We start from the raw sequence: 22,772 nt of genomic DNA, 5'->3' as shown, positions 1-22,772 counted from the left end.
AGACTGCGCATCTTGCTTCCGTAGCCCGAGATAACAATCCATGTACCGTGATCGTATCCGCTTGCCTTCGTTGTTGAACAAGGTCATGAGCGCGGCTGACGCTGCCGCACTGATCCAGGACGGCATGACCGTCGGCATGAGCGGCTTCACCCGCGCCGGTGAGGCCAAGGCCGTGCCCCACGCCTTGGCCGAACGCGCCAAGACATCACCGCTGAAAATTACCCTGATGACCGGCGCCAGCCTGGGCAACGACCTGGACAAGCAACTGACCGAAGCCGGTGTACTGTCGCGACGCATGCCATTCCAGGTAGATAGCACCCTGCGCAAGGCGATCAACGCCGGCGAGGTGATGTTTATCGACCAGCATTTGTCGGAAACCGTCGAGCAGCTGCGCAACAATCAGCTCAAGCTACCGGACATCGCGGTGATCGAAGCCGTAGCGATCACCGAGCAAGGCCACATTGTGCCAACCACTTCCGTGGGCAACTCTGCCAGTTTCGCGATTTTCGCCAAGCAGGTGATCGTCGAGATCAACATGGCGCATAACCCGAACCTGGAAGGCCTGCACGACATCTATATCCCGAGCTATCGCCCGACCCGCACGCCAATTCCGCTGGTGGCCGTGGACGACCGTATCGGCAGCACCGCGATTCCGATTCCGCCGGAAAAGATCGTCGCGATCGTCATCACCAATCAGGCGGATTCGGCCTCCACCGTGACGCCGCCCGACAGCGACACCCAGTCGATCGCCAATCACCTGATCAACTTCCTTAAAGAAGAAGTCGACGCCGGACGCATGACCAACAAGCTCGGCCCGCTGCAGGCAGGCATCGGCAACATTGCCAATGCGGTGATGTGCGGTTTGATCGAGTCGCCCTTCGAAGACCTGACGATGTATTCGGAAGTCCTCCAGGATTCCACATTCGACCTGATCGACGCAGGCAAGCTGAGCTTTGCCTCAGGCAGTTCGATCACATTGTCGGAACGGCGCAACGCCGACGTGTTCGGCAACCTGGAGCGCTACAAAGACAAATTGGTGCTGCGGCCCCAGGAAATCTCCAATCACCCGGAAGTGGTGCGGCGCCTGGGCATCATCGGCATTAACACCGCGCTGGAGTTCGACATCTATGGCAACGTCAACTCCACCCACGTCTGCGGCACCCGGATGATGAACGGAATTGGCGGCTCGGGCGACTTTGCGCGCAACGCGCACCTGGCGATCTTTGTCACCAAGTCGATTGCCAAGGCCGGCGCGATTTCCAGCGTGGTGCCAATGGTCAGCCATGTGGACCATACCGAGCATGACGTCGACATCCTCGTGACCGAGGTCGGCCTGGCGGACCTGCGGGGCCTGGCGCCGCGGGAGCGGGCTCGGGTCATCATCGACAACTGTGTGCACCCGGCGTACCGCGATGCCCTGAACACCTACTTCACCCAAGCCTGTGTGCTGGGCGGGCACACCCCGCATATCCTGCGAGAAGCACTGAGTTGGCACATCAACCTGGAAGAAACCGGGCATATGCTGAAGGCGTGATTGATACAGATTCGGGCTGATGCAAACACAGTTTCATCAGCCCGAGCTTCCGAGCCCAACTTTTATAAAAAACTGTACTGCTGTACCGGTCATTTCCTACTGAAATATCCTACCTCGAACTCCATAAACGCCTAAAACGCACCATAAAAGTGCCGACAGGTACAGTTGCCCCAATTTCGTACAGTACAGCCCCTATAAACAGTTAACTGGCCCCTCACAATACAGGTGAACTGTATCTAGAGAGTCTTGCCTGGGAGGAGGATCATTGGCACCAGTTAAACCACTACCTAATCCCGCCACAAGCGGAAGGATGTCATCATGGAACGTACACTCAGTTCCGATCTGTTCTTCGAAGAAAAAGCTGTAAACACCCAGGCTTCCCTGCCTCTGCGCGTTCTCGCCAACCTGATGTTGTGGCAGCGCCGCATCTCCAGCCGCCATCAACTGGCTCGTCTGGATTCGCGTCTGCTGGCTGACGCCGGTATCAGCGAAGCACAACGCTACGAAGAGCTGAGCAAGCCGTTCTGGCGCTAATTAGCGTCCGCTGGCCCTGACCCACCGGGTCCACCGCCAGCACTCCGAATTGTTAAAGCAGAACCCGCCCCGGGTAACCGGCGGCGGGTTCTGCTGTTTCTGGGGTTTGGATTTTCAATGGCGAAAACAGTCGGCTTTCTACAGACCGATACAGTTTAAAAAATATAACAATTAAGCAGTACAATTTAACCCGCGTGTATCTGTACCGGTAGCACCCTCCAGCCCAAGATGGTGTTCCAGGACCTCATGAAAGGCGCGCGTCATGAATACCAAAAACCAGCAACACCCTCGGTTGATACAGCTACTCAAGCGCACCGCTGCAGCACTCGTCTGCTGGGGGCAACGGGCCCGCACACGCAGGCTGCTGGCTCAACTGGATCCGCGGGAATTGTCCGATGCGGGTATCAGTCACGGCGACCGGGCATCTGAGCTGGCCAAATCGTTCTGGCGCGAGTAATCACCGCAGGAAGCTATCCGAACAGATAAGCGGCGGCTAATATCCGGCTACCACGTGGCGAACCCTGTAGAACGGGCGTCTGATGCCCATGGTCTCGCTGCTCAAGCAGTAGCTTTGTGCCACCCTTTCGTTCATTTACAGGAGTCACCCCATGTCCCGTCTTCACCTGCTGAGCGCTGCAGCTCTGCTGGCCCTGGTTGCCAATGCCAACGCCTCCAGCCTGATCGTGACCACGGATTCGATCGTCGGCGCACTGAAAGCCACCTCAGACGCCACCTCCGATGCCACTTCCTCCCTGCGTGACAACAAGGTCGTACGTGCTGCCCGTGACGACGCCGCCAGCTTCGTTGCCAGCGAAGGCGCCATCCGTGGCGTAAAACTGGAAAGCGCCCTGGCCCAGATCCGCCAACAGGCTCCACAACTGAATACCGCGACTGACGCGCAGCTGGCCCAGGCGATCCTGGCCATCTGACCGCAGGTGGGATAAAGGGGGCGCCAGGCGCTCCCCGAACCCTCCGCGCTGGCTCTCGCCCGGGCATTGCGCTAGCCTTGGCGCTCGTTTTCAGTTGTCGAGTCCCATGGCTTTTTCATACCGCCTGTTGATCGCTCCCGTAGTGTTTTGCACCTGCTGGTCCACGCAAGCTCCGGCCTTTGACCTGTCCACCCAGAGCCTCGTTGTCAGTGCGTATGCCACCAGCAAAGTGACCTCCGCACCGTTCGACCATAAACTGATACTGGCCGCCCAGGATGACGCTGCCGCTTTCATTGCCACTGACGGCCAATGGCGGGGAGCCCGACTGGAATCAGCGCTGGATTATCTGCGCCATACCCAGCCAAAACTTAACGCCAGTGACCTTGAACTGGCGCAAGCAATTCTCGTCCAATAATCATCTTTGTATTTCGGAGTCATTCCATGCGTAGCCCGCTGATCGCCGCCGCTCTCGGCCTGCTGTTGTTGGCCGGTGTTGCCCAGGCACAAACCCTGAAGGCCACCAGTAACATCATCGTCCGAGCCTCGGCCCGTACCATCGATTTCACCTCGGACACCACCACGTCCATCCGCGACTCCAAAGTCGTACGCGAAGCCCACGACGATGCCGCCAGTTTCGTCGCCAGCAATGGCGAGATTCGTGGCGCTCAACTGGAAGCCGCCTTCGACACCCTGCGAACCCGCGTGCCGGAAGCCCGCGACGCCAGCGACCAGGTCCTCGCCGAAGCTATCCTCTCTCTGTGAGGCGCATTGCCGCCTGGCTACTGGCCGGCACCTTGCTGCTGGGCGCCAGCGCGGCTCAGGCCGCCCTGCAACTGCGGCTCAAGACCGATGGCTTGAGCCCGGCCCAGCAGCAGGCGAGCCAGGCATTGCTGGATGAAGCGATGCAGGCGTTGCCGCCGCGCTTCATCGAGCAACTGGACCGGACCATCGACGTCGGCTGGACCGACAAGATGCCCGAGAACGCCTACGGCCAGGCTTCGCTGGTGTCCGAACTGGACCTCAACAGCAACTTGCTGGAAAGCCTTACCGACGGCAGTGCCGCGACGCAAAAAACCAATCGCCCCCACGGCACCGTGCGCCGGGAAATGCTCGCCACCGTGCTGCATGAACTGACCCACATCTATGACCGTGCCCGCCTGTGGTCCAGCGCCGACCGCAAGCTGATCCAGCGTTGCAGCCGCCAGAACAACATCACCGGCCTGATCGGCCTGCCCGATCAATGCCGGGGCCAGAACGACCGCCGCTTTACCCTCAGCGATGACCCACGCCTGCTGGACCTCGCCGGGTGGCCGCAATACGTCGGCCGTCGCGGCGAACGTGAACAGAACAACCATCAGGTCGCCCGCAGCCCGGACATCTACGAAACCACCAGCCCGCTGGAATTCGTCGCCGTCAACATGGAGTACTTCCTCCTCGACCCGAGCTATGCCTGCCGCCGGCCTTCGCTGTACCGCTATTACAAGGAACACTTTGGCTGGGCGCCGCCCGCCCAGGACACCTGTGCCAAAACCTACGCCTTCCTCAACGCCGGCAACGACTTCGCCAAGACTCCACTGGGCCAAGTCGACCCCGAGCGGGTCTACGAAATCGACTACCTGCTGGCCGAAGCCAACCAGAACCTCGTGAGTCGCTGGGGCCACAGCATGCTGCGCCTGGTGATCTGCGCCCCCGGCCGGCCACGGGGCCCGGACTGCCGCCTGGACCTGGACCAGCACCTGGTGTTGTCCTACCGCGCGTTTGTCGGTGACGTACAACTGTCGAGCTGGGACGGCCTGATCGGCAAATACCCGTCGCGGCTGTTCGTGCTGCCGCTGTCTCAGGTCATCGACGAGTACACCAAGACCGAGCTGCGCGGCCTGGCGTCGGTGCCGTTGAAGCTCACGCGCCAGGAGATCAACGACACCGTCGAACATGCCGCCGAAATGCACTGGAGCTACGACGGCAACTACTTCTTCATCTCCAACAACTGCGCAGTCGAGAGCCTGAAACTGTTACGCAGCGGCAGCGCCAACCCGCAGCTGACCGGCCTGGACAACATCACGCCTAATGGCCTGCTGGAAGTCCTCAAGGGCCGAGGCCTGGCCGATACCAGTGTGCTGGACGACAAAAAACGCGCGCTGCGCCTCGGCTATCACTTCGACTCCTTCCGCGAGCGCTACCAGGCGATGTTCGAGGTGTTGAAAAAGCGCCTGCCGATCAAACAGGCTGAAGTGGAGGATTGGTTGTCACTGAGTGCCGAAGAGCGCCGCCCATGGTTCGCCGAAGCCGACCTGCGCGCCAGCGCCGCCTTGTTGCTGCTGGAACAGGCGAGCTTCCGCAAGCAGCTCATGCTGGCCCAGGATGAAGTCAAGCAACGCTACCTTGGCGCCCGCGAGCTGAAGAACGGCGGCATGGAAAAGGCCAACGCGACGTTGCAGCAGATCCTCGCCAACAGTGGCTTCCTCAGTCGCCCGGCAGAGCTGCTGGGCACCAGCGGTTACGGCTTGCCACAACCAACAGAATCCAAACGCCTGGAATCAGAGAGCGCCGCGCGCCAGAAGCAGTTGCAGTCGCTGACCGGCGATCTGGACAAAGAGGTGAGGGCGCTGCTGGAACCGGCCCGCGCGGCGGAGATTGCCGCATGTGAAGCCAACCTCAAGCAGCTAGGCGAGCACTTGCGCGCACTGCACAAGGCCTCCGGCGGGTTCGAGCTGCCCTAGAGCGCTTCTCCGTCTTCTTCCGGTAGTTGCTCATCCAGGTGTAACCACGGCAATCGGCTCTCTACCCAGATGTGCCGATCTGCCGGGGCCAGCTCCGGGTGATCCAGGGTTGCGATGGTCACATCGATACTCTCGGCACTCAGTTGCGTTACCAGCGCCAAATGCGCCCCACAGTTAGAACAAAGATACCGCACGCATGTCGGCGAAGATTCGTACTGCGCCGGCGTTCCCGCCACCCAGGCGAACGCGGAACGGGGCAGGGTGATCCAGGTCGTCACCAAGCCGCCGCTGACCCGTCGGCAAATCGAACAGTGGCAGTGGGCAATATCCACCAACGCCCCGCTGAACTGATAACGCACCCGCCCGCAATGGCAGCCGCCTTGGTGTTGCTCATGCATGCTCTGTCTCCCACATCCTTATTTCACACAGGACCAGTCGTCCATTCAACGTAGCCCGTTTCTCAAGCGAAAGCTGGCTGAAAGCTTCCGGGACTAGGATCGCCCACCACTACCGGCAACAGACCGGTTGTTAACAACAACAATGGTGATTCCCGATGTCCGCTCGTACCCGCCTGTTTGCCCCGACTCCACCCGTACGCCCCGTGCCTTTCGTTCTGCGCTGACCCAACCGGTTCGCCATTCCCTAGCCGCGCTACGCCTGGAGTATTCCTATGCTGACTTTCCTTGGCTTTGCCATGGTCATCACGTTCATGTTCCTGATCATGACCAAGCGCCTGTCTGCGCTGATCGCCCTGATCATCGTACCGATCCTGTTCGCGCTGTTCGGCGGCTTTGCCCCGCAGATCGGCCCGATGATGCTCGCGGGCATCACCAAGCTTGCGCCGACCGGCGTAATGCTGATGTTTGCCATCCTCTATTTCGCCTTGATGATCGACTCCGGCCTGTTCGACCCGGCCGTGCGCAAGATCCTCAAGCTGGTCAAGGGCGACCCGCTGAAGGTCTCGGTCGGCACCGCCGTGCTGGCCCTGGTGGTATCACTGGACGGAGACGGCGCCACCACCTACATGATCTGCGTGGCCGCCATGCTGCCGCTGTACCAGCGCATCGGCATGAGCCCGCGGATCATGGCCGGCCTGATCATCCTCGCCGGTGGGGTGATGAACATGACCCCATGGGGTGGCCCGACCGCCCGCGCCGCCAGTGCATTGCACGTGGACCCATCGGATATTTTCGTCCCGATGATTCCAGCCATGGCCGCCGGCGTCGTCGCCATCCTGGTGATTGCCTATATGTACGGCAAGCGCGAACGGGCACGCCTGGGCGAGCTGCACCTGCAAGGCGATGAAATCGACCACAGCGAAATCAGCGTCTCGCAATACCCGGACGCCCGCCGTCCGAAACTGATCTGGTTCAACGGCGCACTGACCTTCGCCCTGATGTGCACCTTGATCGCCGGCCTGTTGCCACTGCCAGTACTGTTCATGGTGGCCTTCAGTATCGCGATGATCGTCAACTACCCATGCCTGCAGATGCAGAAAGACCGGATCGCCGCCCATGCCGGCAGCGTCCTGGCGGTCACCGGCCTGATCTTCGCCGCCGGTATCTTCACCGGCATCCTGTCCGGTACCGGCATGGTCGATGCCATGTCCAAGAGCCTGCTGGCCGTCATCCCTGACGCGCTGGGGCCTTATCTGGCCGTGATCACCGCGCTGGTGAGCATGCCGTTTACCTTCTTCATGTCCAACGATGCCTTCTACTACGGCGTTCTGCCGGTACTGGCCGAAGCCGCCAGCCACTACGGCATCACTGCCGTGGAAATGGCCCGCGCCTCGATCGTTGGCCAGCCTGTGCACTTGTTGAGCCCACTGGTTCCATCGACCTACTTGCTGGTAGCCCTGGCGGGTATCGAATTTGGCGATCACCAGCGCTTCACCCTCAAGTGGGCGGTGCTGGTGTGCCTGTGCATAATGGTCGCCGCTTTGCTGATGGGGATTTTTCCGCTGTTCAGCACTCTATAATCGTACAACTCACTGCGCCGGCTCTTAAGGCTGGCGCGGTCTAACACTCGCTCAAAGGAATACACATGGAATGGCTGACCAATCCGGAAATCTGGATTGCCTTCTTCACCCTGACGGCCCTCGAGATCGTCCTGGGCATCGATAACATCATCATGATTTCGATCCTGGTCAGCCGCATGCCCAAGCACATGCAGGCGCGTACCCGGATCTTCGGCCTGGCGCTGGCGATGGTCACGCGGATCCTGTTGCTGCTGTCGATCACTTGGGTCATGCGCCTCACCGACGATCTGTTCGTGGTGTTCGGCCAAGGCATTTCCGGCCGCGACCTGATCCTGTTCTTCGGTGGCCTGTTCCTGCTGTGGAAAAGCTCCCAGGAGATGTACCACGCCCTGGAAGGTGAAGACGAAACCCACGACGAGCCGAAGGGCGCCGGTGGCAAGTTCATCTACACCATCATCCAGATCGCGATCATCGACATCGTGTTCTCCCTGGACTCGGTGATTACCGCCGTCGGTATGGTTTCCCACGTACCGGTGATGGTGGCCGCGATCATCGTCGCCGTACTGGTGATGATGCTGGCCGCCGGCACCATCAGCGATTTCATCGACAAACACCCGTCGCTGAAGATGCTGGCGCTGTCGTTCCTGCTGGTGGTGGGTACCGTGCTGATCGCCGAAGCCTTCGACGTTCACGTGCCAAAAGGCTACGTTTACTTCGCCATGGCATTCTCCCTGGCGGTTGAAGCGGTGAACATCAAGATGCGTACCGCCATCGCGAAAAAGAAGAAACAGCAGGACCCTGTGAAACTGCGCAAGGACATTCCGGGTCAATAACCTGGACCCGCTGCTGAAAAAGGGGCTTTAGAGCCCCTTTTTTTCATCTGCAAAAAGCTGATTTCATGACAGTTTTGTTTCAATCCCGACTTTAGCTATGCGATGCTGGCGCCGAGCCCATTCGCCAACTACAGCTTAAGTACAAGACGTAGAACGGCACGCGGCACTATTCACTTGCTCCGATTGGAGCACGACTCAACACAGGGGGCCCAGCATGCTGACCCTGCTCAATCTGCTTTCCGCGGTAACCCTGCTGATCTGGGGCACGCACATCGTCCGTACCGGCATCCTGCGGGTCTACGGCTCCAACTTGCGCCAGGTCATCGGGCAGAACATGTCCAAGCGCTGGCTGGCGTTTATCGCCGGCATCCTGGTGACGGCCATGGTGCAAAGCAGCAACGCCACGGCGATGCTGGTGACTTCGTTTGTCGGCCAGGGCCTGATGGGCCTGATGCCCGCCCTGGCGACCATGCTCGGTGCCGATGTCGGTACCGCGCTGATGGCCCGGGTGCTGACCTTTGACCTGTCGTGGCTGTCGCCGCTGTTGATTTTCCTCGGGGTGATTTTCTTCCTGTCGCGCAAACAGACACGCGCCGGGCAGATGGGCCGTGTCGGGATCGGCCTCGGGCTGATCATCCTTGCGCTGCAACTGATCGTCGAAGCCGCGGGCCCGATCACCCACGCGCAGGGCGTCAAGGTCCTGTTCGCCTCGCTGACCGGCGACATCTTGCTCGATGCCCTGGTCGGCGCACTGTTCGCGATGATTTCCTACTCCAGCCTGGCCGCCGTCCTGCTGACCGCGACCCTCGCCGGTGCCGGCGTGATCGGCCTGCACGTGGCCATCGGCCTGGTGATCGGCGCCAACATCGGCAGCGGCGTGCTGGCCTTCCTCAGCACCAGCATGCAGAACGCCGCCGGGCGCCAGGTGGCCCTGGGCAGCCTGCTGTACAAGCTGATCGGCTTGCTGCTGATCATCCCGGTACTCGACCCGCTGGTCGGCTGGATGGATAACCTGGACTACAGCGCCCAAGGCATGGTGATCACCTTCCACCTGCTCTATAACGTTATTCGCTGCCTGATCCTGCTGCCCACCATCGGCCCGATGTCCCGCTTGTGCGCCTGGTTGCTCCCGGAACGCGAAGAGGTCAACGGCCTGGCCAAGCCGCGCCACCTGGACCTGGCAGCACTCGCCACCCCAAGCCTGGCACTGGCCAACGCCGCCCGCGAAACCCTGCGTCTGGGCGACCTGATCGACAACATGCTGACCTCGATGCTGGAGGTGCTGCGCGGCAAGCAAACCGCCATCACCCAGGAAATGCGCAGCCTGAGCGACGATGTCGAGGCGCTCTACAGCGCGATCAAGCTCTACCTCGCGCAAATGCCCCGGGAAGACCTCAGCGAACAGGACAGCCGACGCTGGGCCGAGATCATCGAACTGTCGATCAACCTGAAACTGGCCGGCGACCTGATCGAACGCATGCTGCGCAAGGTCCAGCAGCAAAAGACCTCCCAGCGCCGTTCATTCTCCGAAGTCGGCCTGGAGGAACTCGCGGGCCTGCAAACCCAACTGATCGCCAACCTGCGCCTGGGGCTCTCGGTGTTCCTCAGTGCCGACCCGGAAAGCGCCCGGCAACTGCTGCGGGAAAAGCGCCGCTTCCGCGCCCAGGAGCGTCGCCTGGCCCACGCCCACGTCAGCCGCTTGCAACGTAAAATCGTACAGAGCCTGGAGACCAGTTCCTTGCACCTGGAGCTGATTGCCGACATGAAGCGTCTCAACTCGCTGTTCTGCAGCAGCGCTTATGTGGTGCTGGAAACCACCGACACCGGCGCCCTCTCGGCGGACGATATTGCCGACATCACCCATTCGCCCTGAACGTACGACGGCGAGTGAAGTCAGTTAACAACGGACCTCACTCGCCAGGAAGCCTGTTATGCGTCGCCTGCTATTCGCCTGCCTGCTCATGGGTTCGGCACACACCTTTGCCTTTGACCGCCTGCAAGTCGAGGGCTACACCCTGCCCAACGGCCTGCAATTGCTGCTCAAGCCGGGCACCGAACGCGGCCACGTGGCAATCCGCCTGGTGGTGGGTGTGGGCCTGGATGACTTCAGTTGCGAAGACAAGGAACTGCCGCACCTGCTGGAGCATTTGCTGTTCAGCGGAATCGACGGTGGCGGCGAAGGTGAGCTGGAAGAACGCATGCAAGCCCTCGGCGGCGACTGGAACGCCTACACCAGCAATGCCGACACCACTTTCGTCATCGAGGCTCCGGCGCAGAACCAGCGCAAGGTGCTCGACCTGCTGCTGGCCATCATCACCCGCACCCAACTGACCGACGCCAACATCAATGCCGCCAAACAGGTGGTGGAGCGCGAAGACGGCGGCCATTACTCACACCTGCAACGGCTGCTGGACCGCCAGGACCTCGGCCACAAGGCCAGCAGTCAGCTTGCCGTCGAACTGGGGCTCAAATGCGCCGAGCGGGCCGAAGTCGAGCACCTGACCCGCGACCAGTTGGAAAAGCTGCGCAAGGCCTGGTACGCCCCCAACAACATGACCCTGATCATCGTCGGCGACCTCGACAAGCTGCTGCCGGCCTATCTCGAACGCACCTACGGCGCACTGGATCCGGTTGACCCCAGCGAACATCGCCCGTTGCCGGAGATTCAACACGCCGCCGCCGTCCGCCGCGACCTGATCCATGGCTGGGTCGGTGACAACGCCAAGCTGCACTGGTTATTCCCCGAGCCGGTGCTGGACGACCAGTACGATGAAACCTTCGACCTGCTCAAGGACTACCTGGATTGGGCGCTGTATCGTCAATTGCGCTTGCAGCACGGCTTGTCCTATGGCCCATGGAGCGAGCGCGAAGTGCTGGGCGGCGTCGGCTTCATGAGCCTCAACGCCGACCTTGAACGCGACAACCTGCCCGAAGCCGAGCACGTGCTGGAAACCCTCAGGGCCCAGTTGCTCAAGGACGGCCTCGACCCGGCCACCTTCGCCCGCCTGCAACAAGCCGCCATTGCCCGCCAGGCGTGGGCCGTTCAAGGCAACAGCGCGTTGGCCGACTATTACTGGAGTGCCTCGGGCGACTACGCCAAAGGGCATTTCAGCGACCCGGCCAAGCGCATCAAGGCCGTCAGCCTGGAGCAAGCCAACCAGGCCATGCGCGAGCTGTTCAAGCAGAACGGCTACTGGCGCATCGAGAAACCGTTGTTCAGCTACGATAGCCTCAACTGGATCGCCGCAGGCGCACTGGGGCTGATTGCGATTGTTTTACTAGGCGTGTGGCGTTATCGCAAAGGGATTGCGTAATCGGGCCCCGAGAAAACGGCTAAAACGTTATTCTGTCTGGGATTTTTCCTACAAAGACTGTGAACTGCCGAATGCCTATCCTGACCCACACCATCCAGCGCATCCTCGAGCTGATGAAGCGCTACCCAGGGGTGATTGCACTCGGCGGTTTCATCTCGGGTGTGGGCAGCTTCATCCTGGTGGATCGCCAGCAAGGCATGGCCAGCTGGATCGCGATCATCATGCTGGTGAGCTGGTTATGGCTGATGCTCGAAAACAGCCTCACCCAACTGTTCAGCAAAGTCTTCAAACGGGAAATCCCCGAACCGCTGCTGCGCTACGCCACGCAGATGATCCATCAGGAAAGCCTGTTTTTTGTCCTGCCGTTCTTTTTTGTCACCACCACCTGGAACAGCGGCCAGTCGATCTTTACCGGCCTGCTGGGCGCGGCGGCACTGGTATCGATCACCGACCCGCTGTACTACAAGTGGCTGGCACCCAAGCGCTCGCTGTTTCTCGCACTGCACACCCTGACCCTGTTCGCAGCCCTGCTGACCGCGCTGCCGATCATCCTGCACCTGACCACCGCCGAGAGTTACAAACTGGCCCTCGGCGTGGCGATGGCGCTCTCTATCCCGAGCCTGGCCGTGAGCCTGCCGCTGCGTAGCATCAAGGGCTGGGCGATGCTGTTGGGGGTTACCGCAGCGATTGGTTGCGCCGGCTGGTTCCTGCGCACTTGGGTGCCGCCCGCTACGCTGTGGATGACCGAAGTGGCCATCAGCACCCAATTGCAGGACCGCACGCCCGGCGATGACCTGAAAGAAGTCAGCGCCGCCCAACTGCGCAGCAGCGGGCTGTATGCCTACACCGCGATCAACGCGCCGCGCGGCCTGGATGAGCGGATCTACCATGTGTGGAAATTCAACGGCAAGGAAGTCGACCGCATCGCCCTGGACATCCATGGCGGGCGCAAGGAAGGTTATCGGGCCTGGACCCACAAGCAGAACTTCCCCCCCGACTCGGTAGGACGCTGGCAGGTACGGGTGCTGACCGAAGATGGCCAAGTGATCGGCGTGTTGCGCTTCAAGGTAACTGACCCCGGTCAGGGCGCTACAACGCCAGACGCGCCAAAGTAGGCAGGATCGTGCTATTACGTAGGAATTCTGGAATAGCCAAACAAGCTCGGAGCTTATGACCAGTAGCACAACGGCCGGTGCAGCCCATCTGGACACGTCCACCCAGCCTCCATTGCTGAGGATTACAGGGGATTGGACGCTTGCCCACTATGCCAACCTGAAGAAGCTGTCGGAAAAGCTCGACGGCCAGTACGACGCTGGCGCACGTATCGACCTTAACGGCCTCGGCGCCCTGGACACGGCCGGCGCCTCGCTGCTGGTGGAATTGCTCGGCCCCGAGCGCATCGAACAGTCCGCCGAACAGACCGACTGCAGCCTCTCGACCGCCGACCGCGCGTTACTGAAAACCGTCTACCGCTCTCTGAACGACTTCTGTGTGCCGGTCAAGGAACCGGAAGAAGCCGCCGGCATCATGTTGCTGGCGCGCATCGGCGGCGCGGTCTACACCGTCTGGCAAGACGGCATGAAACTGCTGGGCTTTATCGGCCTGATCCTCGAAACCTTCGCCCGTGGCGTATTCCGGCCCAAGCGCTGGCGCGTGACGCCAATGGTTGCGCATATCGAACAAACCGGCCTCGACGCGGCCCCCATCGTGGCCTTGCTGACCTTCCTGGTGGGCGCAGTGGTGGCGTTTCTCGGTGCCACGGTGCTGGCCAGTTTTGGCGCGAGCATTTTCACCGTGGACCTGGTGGCGTTCTCCTTCCTGCGGGAGTTCGGCGTGTTGCTCACCGCGATCCTGATGGCGGGCCGCACCGCCAGTGCCTTCACCGCACAAATCGGCTCGATGAAGGCCAACGAAGAGATCGATGCGATCCGCACCCTGGGCCTCGACCCGATGGAGTTGCTGGTGCTGCCCCGCGTACTGGCATTGCTGGTGGCGCTGCCGATGCTGACGTTCCTGGCAATGCTCTCGGGCATTATCGGCGGCGGTGTGGTGTGTGCCGTGGCCCTGGATATTTCGCCGGCAATGTTCCTGTCGCTGCTGCAATCGGACATTGGCGTGCAGCACTTCCTAGTCGGCATGGTCAAGGCGCCGATCTTCGCGTTCCTTATCGCGGCCATCGGCTGCCTCGAAGGTTTCAAGGTCAGCGGCAGCGCCGAGTCCGTCGGCGCCCACACCACCTCCAGTGTGGTGCAATCGATTTTCGTGGTGATCGTGCTGGATGCGGTCGCCGCACTGTTTTTCATGGAGATGGGCTGGTGAGTCGTCTGCGCCGTGCGCCCACTGAGGCGGTGATCGAAGTCCGCGGGCTGTGCAACCGGTTTGGTTCGCAAAGCGTGCACGAGAACCTCGACCTGGACTTGTACAAGGGTGAAATCCTCGCCGTCGTCGGTGGCTCCGGCAGCGGCAAGTCGGTGCTGCTGCGCAGCATCATCGGTTTGCGCCAGCCCAGCGAAGGCCAGGTGCGGGTGTTCGGGCAGAACTTGCCGAGCCTGTCGGAACACGAGCGGTCACTGGTGGAGCGGCGCTTCGGCGTGCTGTTCCAGAAGGGCGCGCTGTTTTCCTCGCTGACGGTCACCGAGAACGTTGCGTTGCCACTGATAGAGCATGCCGGCCTCAGCCGTCCCGATGCCGAGCACCTGGCGGCAGTAAAGCTGGCGTTGGCCGGGCTGCCGCTGTCGGCCGCCGACAAATACCCCTCGTCACTCTCCGGCGGCATGATCAAGCGCGCGGCCCTGGCCCGTGCCCTGGCGCTGGACCCGGACATCCTGTTTCTCGACGAACCCACCGCCGGCCTCGACCCGATCGGCGCCGCCGCCTTCGATCAACTGATCCTGACCCTGCGCGATGCGCTGGGCCTGAGCGTGTTCCTGGTCACCCACGACCTCGACACGCTGTACACCATCACCGACCGTGTAGCGGTGTTAGCGCAGAAAAAGGTACTGGTGGCGGATGCCATCGATGTCGTCTCGGAAACCGACGACGCCTGGATTCACGAATACTTCCATGGCCCACGGGGCCGCGCGGCATTGGATGCCGCTCAACTGCTCAACGAGGTATGACATGGAAACCCGAGCCCATCATGTGATGATCGGTCTGTTCAGCGTGATCGTCGTGGTCGGCGCCATGCTGTTTGGCCTGTGGCTGGCCAAGTCCAGCGTCGACAGCGCATTCCAGGATTACGAAGTGGTGTTCAACGAGGCGGTCAGCGGACTGTCCCAAGGCAGTGCCGTGCAGTACAGCGGGATCAAGGTGGGCGACGTCACCAGCCTGCGCCTCGACCCGAAAGACCCGCGCCGGGTGCTGGCGCGCATCCGCCTGGCCGGGCAGACGCCGATCAAGGAAGACACCCAGGCCAAGCTGGCCCTGACCGGCATCACTGGCACCTCGATCATCCAGCTCAGCGGCGGTACGCCCCAAAGCCCTGAGCTCAAGGGCAAGGACGGCAACCTGCCGGAAATCATTGCGTCGCCATCGCCGATCGCGCGACTGCTGAACAACAGCAACGACCTGATGACCAGCATCAACTTGCTGCTGCACAACGCCAATCACATGTTCTCCCGGGAGAACGTCGACCGCCTCAGCAATACCCTGGACAACCTGCAACAGACCACCGGCGCGATTGCCGATCAGCGCGGCGACATCAAGGTGGTGATGCAGCAATTGATGCAGGTGAGCAAACAGGCCAGCGCCACCCTGGAGCAAACCACCGCGTTGATGCGCAACGCCAACGGTTTGCTCAACGACCAGGGCAAGCAGGTGTTTGGCAGCGCCGAGAAGGCCATGCAGTCCCTTCAACAGAGCACGGCCACGATCGACACCTTGCTGACCAACAACAAGGATTCCCTGAACAGCGGCATGCAGGGTCTCAACGAACTGGCGCCAGCAGTGCGCGAGCTGCGCGAAACCCTGGGTTCGTTGCGCGCCATTTCCCGCCGCCTGGAAGCCAACCCCAGCGGTTACCTGCTGGGCAGCGACAAGAACAAGGAGTTCACGCCATGAAGCGTGCGTACCAAATGATCGCCCCCGTTGCGCTGGTATTGGTCAGTGCGTGTTCCATCCTGCCGAAGGCGGATCCCTCGGACGTATACCGGTTGCCATCGGCGCAGGCCGCCACGCAGGCCAGCCCGGTGGCCTGGTCGCTGCGGGTGGCGAAGCCGCAGACCAGCGAATTCCTCGACAGCCCGCGGATTGCCGTGGTGCCTAATGGCGACCTGATCAGCAGCTATGCGAATTCCCGCTGGAGCGATCCGGCACCGGTGCTGTTGCGTAACCGGTTGTTGGACGGGTTCCAGCGGGATGGGCGGGTGACGTTGCTCAGTACCGATGAGACCAATCTGCAGGCGGACTTTGAGTTGGGCGGGCAGTTGCAGGCGTTTCAGAGTGAGTATCGCGGCAGCGCAGTTGAAGTGGTGATACGGCTGGACGCACGGTTGGTGCGCGGCAGTGATCAACGGATTATTGCCAGCAAGCGGTTCGAGGTGAGGCAGCCGGTGGGGGATACCAAGGTGCCGGCGGTGGTGGCCGGGTTTGGTCAGGCTGGGGATGCGCTGAACAGGCAGGTGGTGGATTGGGCCGTCGGCCTGGGAAACCGCGCTTTTGTGGCGAGGGAGCTTGCTCCCGTTGGGCTGCGCAGCAGCCCCAAAACCAGTCAATGAGCTTTGACTGACACACCTGCGATAACTGACTGGGGCCGCTTCGCGGCCCAACGTTAGCAAGCTCCCTCGCCACAGGGATTCAGGTCTTAGCCGAAGAACCAGTAGCACACCGCAATCGCCGCCACCACACCAGCAAACTCCGCCAACAACGCACACCCCACCGCATGCCGTGCCCGCTGGATTCCCACCGAGCCAAAGTACACCGCCAACACATAGAACGTGGTCTCGGTACTGCCCTGAATCGTCGCCGCCACCAGCGCCGGGAAGCTGTCCACGCCCTGGGTCTGCATCGTCTCGATCAACATCGCCCGCGCCGCACTGCCGGAGAACGGCTTGACCATCGCGGTCGGCAGCGCATCGACAAAGCGCGTGTCCATGCCGGTCCAGGCCACCACGTGGCGAATGCCTTCCAGGCCGAAATCCAGCGCGCCGGACGCCCGCAACACGCCCACCGCACAGAGCATCGCCACCAGGTACGGCAGCAGGTTCTTGGCAACGTCGAAGCCCTCTTTGGCACCTTCGACAAACGCCTCGTAGACCTTCACCTTGCGCAGCGCGCCGATCACCAGGAACAACATGATCAGCCCGAACAGCGTGAGGTTGCCGAGGATCGACGACAGCCCCGCCAGCGCAGTGGCTGAGAGCGTCGCCAGCAAGGCCATGAAGCCACCCAGTACCAGCGCACCCGGAATCAGATACGCCAGCACCACCGGGTCCCACAGCCGCAGGCGTTGCATCACCGCCACCGACAACAGACCCACCAGGGTCGAGGCGCTGGTGGCCAGCAGGATCGGCAGGAACACCAGCGTCGGGTCCGCCGCACCTTGCTGGGCGCGGTACATGAAGATGGTGACCGGCAGCAGGGTCAGGGAAGACGCGTTGAGTACCAGGAACAGGATCTGCGCGTTGCTGGCGGTATTGGGGATAGGGTTGAGCTCTTGCAGCGCCTTCATGGCCTTGAGGCCGATGGGCGTAGCGGCGTTATCGAGGCCCAGTCCGTTGGCGGCGAAGTTGAGCGTGATCAAGCCGATGGCCGGGTGACCGGCAGGCACTTCCGGCATCAGGCGCCGGAACAGTGGCCCCAGGGCCTTGGCCAGCCAGTCGACGATCCCGGCTTTCTCGGCGATACGCAGGAAGCCCAGCCACAAGGTCAGGGTGCCGAACAGCAACACCATCACCTCGACCGACAGCTTGGCCATGGCGAAAATGCTTTCCACCATGGCCGCAAAGATCCCGGCATTCCCGCCGATCAGCCATTGCGCCAGCGCAGACACCATCGCCACGATAAAGAAGCCAAGCCACAGGCCATTGAGCATCAGTTGAATCCCCCGAAAGATGGGGCGAATGATAGCGGGGCTGGCAGAAACGACAAACCCCGGATTTTCCGGGGTTTGTGTAGGAGCCAGTCCTGGCGGTCAGCCGCGAGTAGTCTCGCCGGCCGGCAGTGCTTGCTTGGTGCGCCAGTGCGGCAGGGAGTTCCAGTAGCGCTCGCCCTTGGCATCGTCGTACATGCCTTCCCAACGGGAGATGACCAGTACGGCCAGGGCGTTACCGATCACGTTCAGTGCGGTACGGGCCATGTCCATGATGCGGTCGACACCGGCGATGAACGCCAGGCCTTCCAGCGGAATGCCCACGCTGCCCAGGGTCGCCAGCAGTACCACGAACGACACACCCGGTACGCCGGCGATGCCTTTGGAGGTGACCATCAGGGTCAGCACCAGCATCAGTTGCTGGCCAATCGACAGGTCGATGCCATACAGCTGGGCGATAAAGATCGCCGCGATGCTCTGGTACAGGGTCGAACCGTCGAGGTTGAACGAGTAGCCGGTCGGTACCACGAAGCTGCAGATCGCCTTCGGCGCGCCGTAGGCTTCCATCTTCTCGATCACACGCGGCAGCACGGTTTCAGAGCTGGCAGTGGAGTAGGCCAGCACCAGCTCATCCTTGAAGATGCGCATCAGCTTGATCACCGAGAAACCGAACAGGCGGGCGATCAGGCCCAGCACCACAAAAGCAAAGAACAGGATGGCGACGTAAACCAGGATCACCAGCTTGGCCAGCGGCAGCAGCGAGGCGAAGCCGAAGTTGGCGACGGTCACCGCGATCAGGGCAAATACACCGATCGGGGCGTATTTCATGATCATGTGGGTGACTTTGAACATGCTCTCGGACACGCCCTGGAACATGGTCACCAGGGGCTCGCGCAATTCAGGCTTGAGGCTCGACAAGCCGAGGCCGAACAACACCGAGAAGAAGATGATCGGCAGCATGTCGCCACGGGCCACGGCGGCGAAGATGTTCGACGGGATCAGGTTGAGGATCGTCTCGATGAACGCGTGCTCGTGCTGGACCTCGGCGGCGGTGGCCGTGTATTTGGAAATGTCGACGGTACCCAGGGTACTCATGTCGATGCCGGTACCCGGATGGAACAGGTTGGCCAGCAACAGGCCGACCACAATGGCAATGGTGGTGACCACTTCGAAGTAAAGGATGGTTTTAACGCCGATCCGGCCGAGCTTTTTCGCATCGCCAACACCGGCGATTCCGACAATCAGCGACGAAATCACGATCGGGATAACGATCATCTTGATCAGGCGGATAAAGATATCGCCAGCGGGCTGCAACACGTTGCTGATCCACCAGGCCTTTTCAGCACTGAAATGGTTAAGCACCGCACCGATTGCAATCCCCAGCACCAGACCGATGAGGATCTGCCAGGCGAGGCTTAGCTTTGCCTTCTTCATGTCATTACCCTTACTTCAAGTGGACTCAGGCAGATGCGCCAGCAGCTGGAACGCTCGAGAGCGAAAAAGTGTGTGCATCTGCCCCCGTAGAAGGTCACCGCAGTTGGCCGATATGGCTCACTGGCAGGCGAAAAAAGGCGCAACTATTCCGATGCAAGGAGGCGACGTCTAATGCCGTAAACGCCTACCCTATGCCGAATCGGCATGAGTTTTTTTGAGTTTTTCTGTCTGAACGGTCAGTTCGAATACGACATTTCGGCAGGCATAAATGCCGCGAACCGGCCATTTCAGGCTCGCGCAGGGTTTTTTGAAAATCTACGGTCGCAGTTGAAAACCCCTGAAAATTCCTACGCATACCATCGAAAAACTCGTCTGGCAGGAGACAAACTTTCTCGATAGATGGTCACGCGGAAACACCAAGAAATGGTTGGGCGGACGCAAAAAGGAGAATTGCCGCTATGGGCGGCATGACAGAAGCGGGCATAGGAGCCGCAAGCCCGTCGCAAGTTCCACAAACCATCGGCTTGGGAACTTGCGTCGCAGCTTTTCACCTGACCCGGCCCTTGCGCAGGCACTCCCTGTCCCCGTAGGTCACGCCGATCCAAACGATCAGAGCAACCCGGCCCCTTGGTCATGCACCACCCTTGTCGGGCGATGCAAACAGAAAGAAGCACGGCGCTTCTTTCTATGGACGTTAAGCCGGTAGACGACAGCGTCGTCAGACCGAACCTAGTACCAATTCGGATCTTTCTTGAGCTGTTCCATCAGCAGCTTTTGCATGCCTTCGTCCGGCTTGCCAAGAAAACGGTAGTCGGCATGCCGCGTTGGCGATTTGTCCGCGGGCAGCCCCGCCGGGACTTCTACCAACATCGCGTAAGCATCTTCCTTGTCGAAGCTGAAAGCGACGATCAGGCGCTTGTTCAGGCATGTGTCTGCGGTTTCACAGAGCGGCCCGACCAAGTACTTGTCACCATCCTCTTCAACGGCATTCATTTGTTCAGCACTGCCCGAAAGGTTCAACACCCATTCAGGCAGACGCTCTTCCTTCTTGACCACGCTCTGCCAGGTCTCGCGATACTGCGGGTTCGCGCTCAACAGTTCGTTGGCTCGGGACTGGCCATCATTGGCAGCCAGCACCAAGCCGCTGCCGCCCAACAACAGGGCGGCAGCCAGGACTTTAAGGGACGAGTTGAACATGCTTAGCCTCGGCCACGACGGCCAAAGAAGAAGGAAGCGATGAACATCACCAGGAAGACCACAAACAGAATCTTGGCGATACCCGTGGCGGTGCCCGCGATACCACCGAAGCCCAGGACTGCAGCCACAATGGCGATGATCAGAAATGTGATTGCCCAACTCAACATGGTGATTCTCCTTACGCTTCTTTTAGGGGTAACAGCGGTAGTGCCTGCGGTCGCTCGATTGGAGGACCGTGTATTGCCTAGAACACCCAGCGTTCCTGCGATGGCAGGTCGCCGAGGGTGGAGTCCTGTTCAACCGCCGCCAATTGCGGGGTTGTCACATCGGCGGCAGTGCTGCCGACGGAGCGGAAATGGGTCTGGGTCATCATCGGACGTTCAAACTGCACGACTTGCTGCTGACTCTGCTGCCAATGCGCCAATTGCTGACCGCCAATCAAGGTCACCATCAGGGCCAGGCTGGCAAACAGCCCCTGTTGCAGGCGCAGTGGCGATACACGCAGTTGGGTCAGGCTTTGGCGAGTCATGCTGTATCTCTCCCGCATTCTGATTATTCGTAGATGAAACTCGTATGAGGTGTATTGCAGCCTGCGTGCCAGTTTTTTAACAAAATAAAACCCAATAAAATCAACAAGTTAAAAACAAAAGCGCTTTGACACCACGAGCATCCTGCACGATGCCCCTATCCTTGCCGTGCGAAATGCACGATGGTCACTGGTCGGATCAAGGGATAGGAAGGCAACGTTCGACTGCCGAAGTGGCAAGAGGGAGACAAAAACGCCTCTTGTGGGCGTCTTTGTAAGAAGAAGCGCAGATAGCTGCGCGGTGACGGCTTTAATCAATCAGAATAAACCATGCAACTTGCCCGATTATTCCGGGACTAAACAACATCATTCATTCTTAAGGGAGCGCGGGACAGATGGAATCAGCCAAGGAACTTCAAGGCCGCATTCTTTTAGTGGATGACGAATCCGCGATCCTTCGCACCTTCCGTTACTGCCTGGAAGATGAAGGCTACACCGTAGCCACCGCCAACAGCGCCGCCCAGGCCGATGCCTTGTTGCAACGCCAGGTGTTTGACCTGTGCTTCCTGGACCTGCGCCTGGGCGAAGACAACGGCCTGGATGTACTGGCGCAAATGCGTATCCAGGCGCCGTGGATGCGCGTGGTGATCGTCACGGCCCACTCGGCCGTCGACACCGCCGTGGATGCGATCCAGGCCGGCGCGGCCGACTACCTGGTAAAGCCTTGCAGCCCCGACCAATTGCGCCTGGCCACGGCCAAGCAGCTGGAAGTGCGCCAGCTCTCGGCACGCCTGGAAGCCCTGGAAGGCGCAGTGCGCCAGCCCAAGGACGGCCTCGACTCCCATAGCCCGGCGATGATGGTGGTGCTGGAAACCGCACGCCAGGTGGCGGGCACTGATGCCAACATCCTGATTCTCGGCGAGTCCGGCACCGGTAAAGGTGAACTGGCCCGGGCGATCCACGGTTGGAGCAAACGCGCGAAAAAATCCTGCGTCACCATCAACTGCCCGTCCCTGACGGCGGAACTGATGGAAAGCGAGTTGTTCGGTCATAGCCGTGGTGCGTTTACCGGCGCCAGCGAAAGCACCCTCGGCCGCGTCAACCAGGCCGATGGCGGCACCTTGTTTCTCGACGAGATCGGCGACTTTCCGCTTACTTTACAACCCAAGTTGCTGCGCTTTATCCAGGACAAGGAATACGAGCGCGTCGGCGACCCGGTGACGCGCCGTGCCGATGTGCGAATTCTCGCCGCTACCAACCTGAACCTGGAAGACATGGTTCGCGACGGCCGTTTCCGCGAAGACCTGCTGTATCGCCTGAATGTCATCACCTTGCACCTGCCGCCCCTGCGCGAACGCAGCGAAGACATCCTGACCCTGGCCGACCGCTTCCTGGCGCGCTTCGTGAAGGAATATGCGCGGCCGGCGCGCGGCTTCAGCGATGAAGCCCGTGAGGCACTGCTCAACTACCGCTGGCCGGGGAACATCCGTGAGCTGCGCAACGTGGTTGAGCGGGCCAGCATCATTTGCCCGCAGGAAAAAGTTGAGATCAGCCACCTCGGCATGGCCGAGCAGCCGACTAACAATGCCCCGCGTATCGGTGCGGCGTTGAGCCTGGATGAACTGGAAAAGGCGCATATCGGCGCCGTGCTGGCCACCAGCGACACCCTGGACCAGGCGGCCCGAACCCTTGGCATTGATGCGTCGACGCTGTATCGCAAACGCAAACAATACAACCTGTGAGCT

The 22,772-nt window shown here is 60.8% G+C and carries 23 protein-coding genes; 17 read left to right on the top strand and 6 right to left on the bottom strand.

Annotated features, from left to right (window positions below; genetic code table 11):
* The first annotated feature begins 40 nt into the window (after nt 1–40).
* The 7 genes from HX815_RS09915 to HX815_RS09885 all read left to right on the top strand — a co-directional run bounded on the left by HX815_RS09915 (nt 41) and on the right by HX815_RS09885 (nt 5,717).
* Nucleotides 41–1,534, top strand: coding sequence for an acetyl-CoA hydrolase/transferase family protein (locus HX815_RS09915; protein WP_087694539.1), 1,494 nt, complete (start codon nt 41–43; stop codon nt 1,532–1,534).
* A gap of 318 nt (nt 1,535–1,852) precedes the next feature.
* Nucleotides 1,853–2,068 (top strand): DUF1127 domain-containing protein, encoded by a 216-nt coding sequence (locus HX815_RS09910; protein WP_003214752.1) that lies wholly within the window; start codon nt 1,853–1,855, stop codon nt 2,066–2,068.
* Nucleotides 2,069–2,330: 262 nt separating this feature from the next.
* On the top strand, nt 2,331–2,525 hold the full coding sequence (locus HX815_RS09905; protein WP_003214754.1) for a DUF1127 domain-containing protein: 195 nt from the start codon (nt 2,331–2,333) through the stop codon (nt 2,523–2,525).
* A gap of 151 nt (nt 2,526–2,676) precedes the next feature.
* On the top strand, nt 2,677–2,997 hold the full coding sequence (locus HX815_RS09900) for a DUF2388 domain-containing protein (protein ID WP_003214756.1): 321 nt from the start codon (nt 2,677–2,679) through the stop codon (nt 2,995–2,997).
* Between the two features lie 106 nt (nt 2,998–3,103).
* Complete coding sequence (locus HX815_RS09895) at nt 3,104–3,412, top strand: DUF2388 domain-containing protein (RefSeq protein WP_008439654.1); 309 nt, start codon at nt 3,104–3,106, stop codon at nt 3,410–3,412.
* Nucleotides 3,413–3,438: 26 nt separating this feature from the next.
* Nucleotides 3,439–3,759 carry a DUF2388 domain-containing protein gene (locus HX815_RS09890; RefSeq protein WP_003214760.1) on the top strand — a complete coding sequence of 107 codons (321 nt, stop codon included), beginning with the start codon at nt 3,439–3,441 and terminating at the stop codon, nt 3,757–3,759.
* On the top strand, nt 3,756–5,717 hold the full coding sequence (locus tag HX815_RS09885; protein ID WP_087694540.1) for a DUF4105 domain-containing protein: 1,962 nt from the start codon (nt 3,756–3,758) through the stop codon (nt 5,715–5,717). The genes HX815_RS09890 and HX815_RS09885 overlap by 4 nt, the downstream gene beginning before the upstream one ends.
* On the opposite strand, the gene HX815_RS09880 is transcribed toward HX815_RS09885, so the two are convergent.
* Nucleotides 5,714–6,115: a GFA family protein gene (locus HX815_RS09880; RefSeq protein WP_177028127.1), complete on the bottom strand. Its 402-nt coding sequence runs from the start codon at nt 6,113–6,115 to the stop codon at nt 5,714–5,716. The two genes, HX815_RS09885 and HX815_RS09880, sit on opposite strands and share 4 nt — an antisense overlap.
* A 272-nt stretch (nt 6,116–6,387) precedes the next feature.
* Here HX815_RS09880 and HX815_RS09875 point away from each other — a divergent pair, with 272 nt between their 5' ends.
* The 9 genes from HX815_RS09875 to HX815_RS09835 all read left to right on the top strand — a co-directional run bounded on the left by HX815_RS09875 (nt 6,388) and on the right by HX815_RS09835 (nt 16,557).
* Entirely contained in the window at nt 6,388–7,695 is a 1,308-nt protein-coding gene (locus tag HX815_RS09875) for a CitMHS family transporter (RefSeq protein WP_003214766.1), read from the top strand.
* 65 nt (nt 7,696–7,760) lie between these two features.
* Complete coding sequence (locus HX815_RS09870; RefSeq protein ID WP_003214768.1) at nt 7,761–8,528, top strand: TerC family protein; 768 nt, start codon at nt 7,761–7,763, stop codon at nt 8,526–8,528.
* A gap of 214 nt (nt 8,529–8,742) precedes the next feature.
* A complete protein-coding gene (locus HX815_RS09865) occupies nt 8,743–10,401 on the top strand; it encodes a Na/Pi cotransporter family protein (RefSeq protein WP_003214770.1) in 1,659 nt (552 codons plus the stop codon).
* A 58-nt stretch (nt 10,402–10,459) separates the two neighbouring features.
* Nucleotides 10,460–11,842: a pitrilysin family protein gene (locus HX815_RS09860; protein WP_003214772.1), complete on the top strand. Its 1,383-nt coding sequence runs from the start codon at nt 10,460–10,462 to the stop codon at nt 11,840–11,842.
* A gap of 71 nt (nt 11,843–11,913) precedes the next feature.
* Entirely contained in the window at nt 11,914–12,957 is a 1,044-nt protein-coding gene (locus HX815_RS09855) for a DUF5924 family protein (RefSeq protein WP_003214774.1), read from the top strand.
* 55 nt (nt 12,958–13,012) lie between these two features.
* Nucleotides 13,013–14,161, top strand: a complete 1,149-nt coding sequence (locus HX815_RS09850; RefSeq protein ID WP_032899919.1) for an ABC transporter permease — start codon at nt 13,013–13,015, stop codon at nt 14,159–14,161.
* Nucleotides 14,158–14,961, top strand: coding sequence for an ABC transporter ATP-binding protein (locus HX815_RS09845; RefSeq protein WP_003214778.1), 804 nt, complete (start codon nt 14,158–14,160; stop codon nt 14,959–14,961). Before HX815_RS09850 ends, HX815_RS09845 begins: the two co-directional genes overlap by 4 nt.
* Nucleotide 14,962: 1 nt before the next feature.
* Nucleotides 14,963–15,901, top strand: coding sequence for an MlaD family protein (locus HX815_RS09840; RefSeq protein WP_008439646.1), 939 nt, complete (start codon nt 14,963–14,965; stop codon nt 15,899–15,901).
* Nucleotides 15,898–16,557 carry an ABC-type transport auxiliary lipoprotein family protein gene (locus HX815_RS09835; protein ID WP_003214782.1) on the top strand — a complete coding sequence of 220 codons (660 nt, stop codon included), beginning with the start codon at nt 15,898–15,900 and terminating at the stop codon, nt 16,555–16,557. Before HX815_RS09840 ends, HX815_RS09835 begins: the two co-directional genes overlap by 4 nt.
* Nucleotides 16,558–16,643: 86 nt before the next feature.
* Here the strand turns inward: HX815_RS09835 and HX815_RS09830 are convergent, their stop codons facing one another.
* The 5 genes from HX815_RS09830 to HX815_RS09810 form a co-directional block, all read right to left on the bottom strand.
* On the bottom strand, nt 16,644–17,873 hold the full coding sequence (locus HX815_RS09830; protein ID WP_003214785.1) for a nucleoside recognition domain-containing protein: 1,230 nt from the start codon (nt 17,871–17,873) through the stop codon (nt 16,644–16,646).
* Nucleotides 17,874–17,972: 99 nt separating this feature from the next.
* Entirely contained in the window at nt 17,973–19,304 is a 1,332-nt protein-coding gene (gene gltP / locus HX815_RS09825) for a glutamate/aspartate:proton symporter GltP (RefSeq protein WP_003214787.1), read from the bottom strand.
* 729 nt (nt 19,305–20,033) lie between these two features.
* Nucleotides 20,034–20,501, bottom strand: coding sequence for an inhibitor of vertebrate lysozyme family protein (locus HX815_RS09820; protein WP_177028126.1), 468 nt, complete (start codon nt 20,499–20,501; stop codon nt 20,034–20,036).
* Nucleotides 20,502–20,503: 2 nt separating this feature from the next.
* Nucleotides 20,504–20,668 (bottom strand): DUF1328 domain-containing protein, encoded by a 165-nt coding sequence (locus HX815_RS09815; RefSeq protein WP_003170804.1) that lies wholly within the window; start codon nt 20,666–20,668, stop codon nt 20,504–20,506.
* Nucleotides 20,669–20,745: 77 nt separating this feature from the next.
* A complete protein-coding gene (locus HX815_RS09810; protein WP_087694545.1) occupies nt 20,746–21,030 on the bottom strand; it encodes a hypothetical protein in 285 nt (94 codons plus the stop codon).
* Between the two features lie 392 nt (nt 21,031–21,422).
* On the opposite strand from HX815_RS09810, the gene algB reads away from it, so the two are divergent.
* Nucleotides 21,423–22,769, top strand: coding sequence for a sigma-54-dependent response regulator transcription factor AlgB (gene algB / locus HX815_RS09805; RefSeq protein WP_003214793.1), 1,347 nt, complete (start codon nt 21,423–21,425; stop codon nt 22,767–22,769).
* The last annotated feature ends 3 nt before the right edge of the window (nt 22,770–22,772 follow it).

Source organism: Pseudomonas sp. E6002 (assembly GCF_013385565.1).
GTDB lineage: Bacteria > Pseudomonadota > Gammaproteobacteria > Pseudomonadales > Pseudomonadaceae > Aquipseudomonas.
Note: the sequence above shows the minus strand (reverse complement) of the source record. Positions and strands in the feature narration are given on the sequence as shown.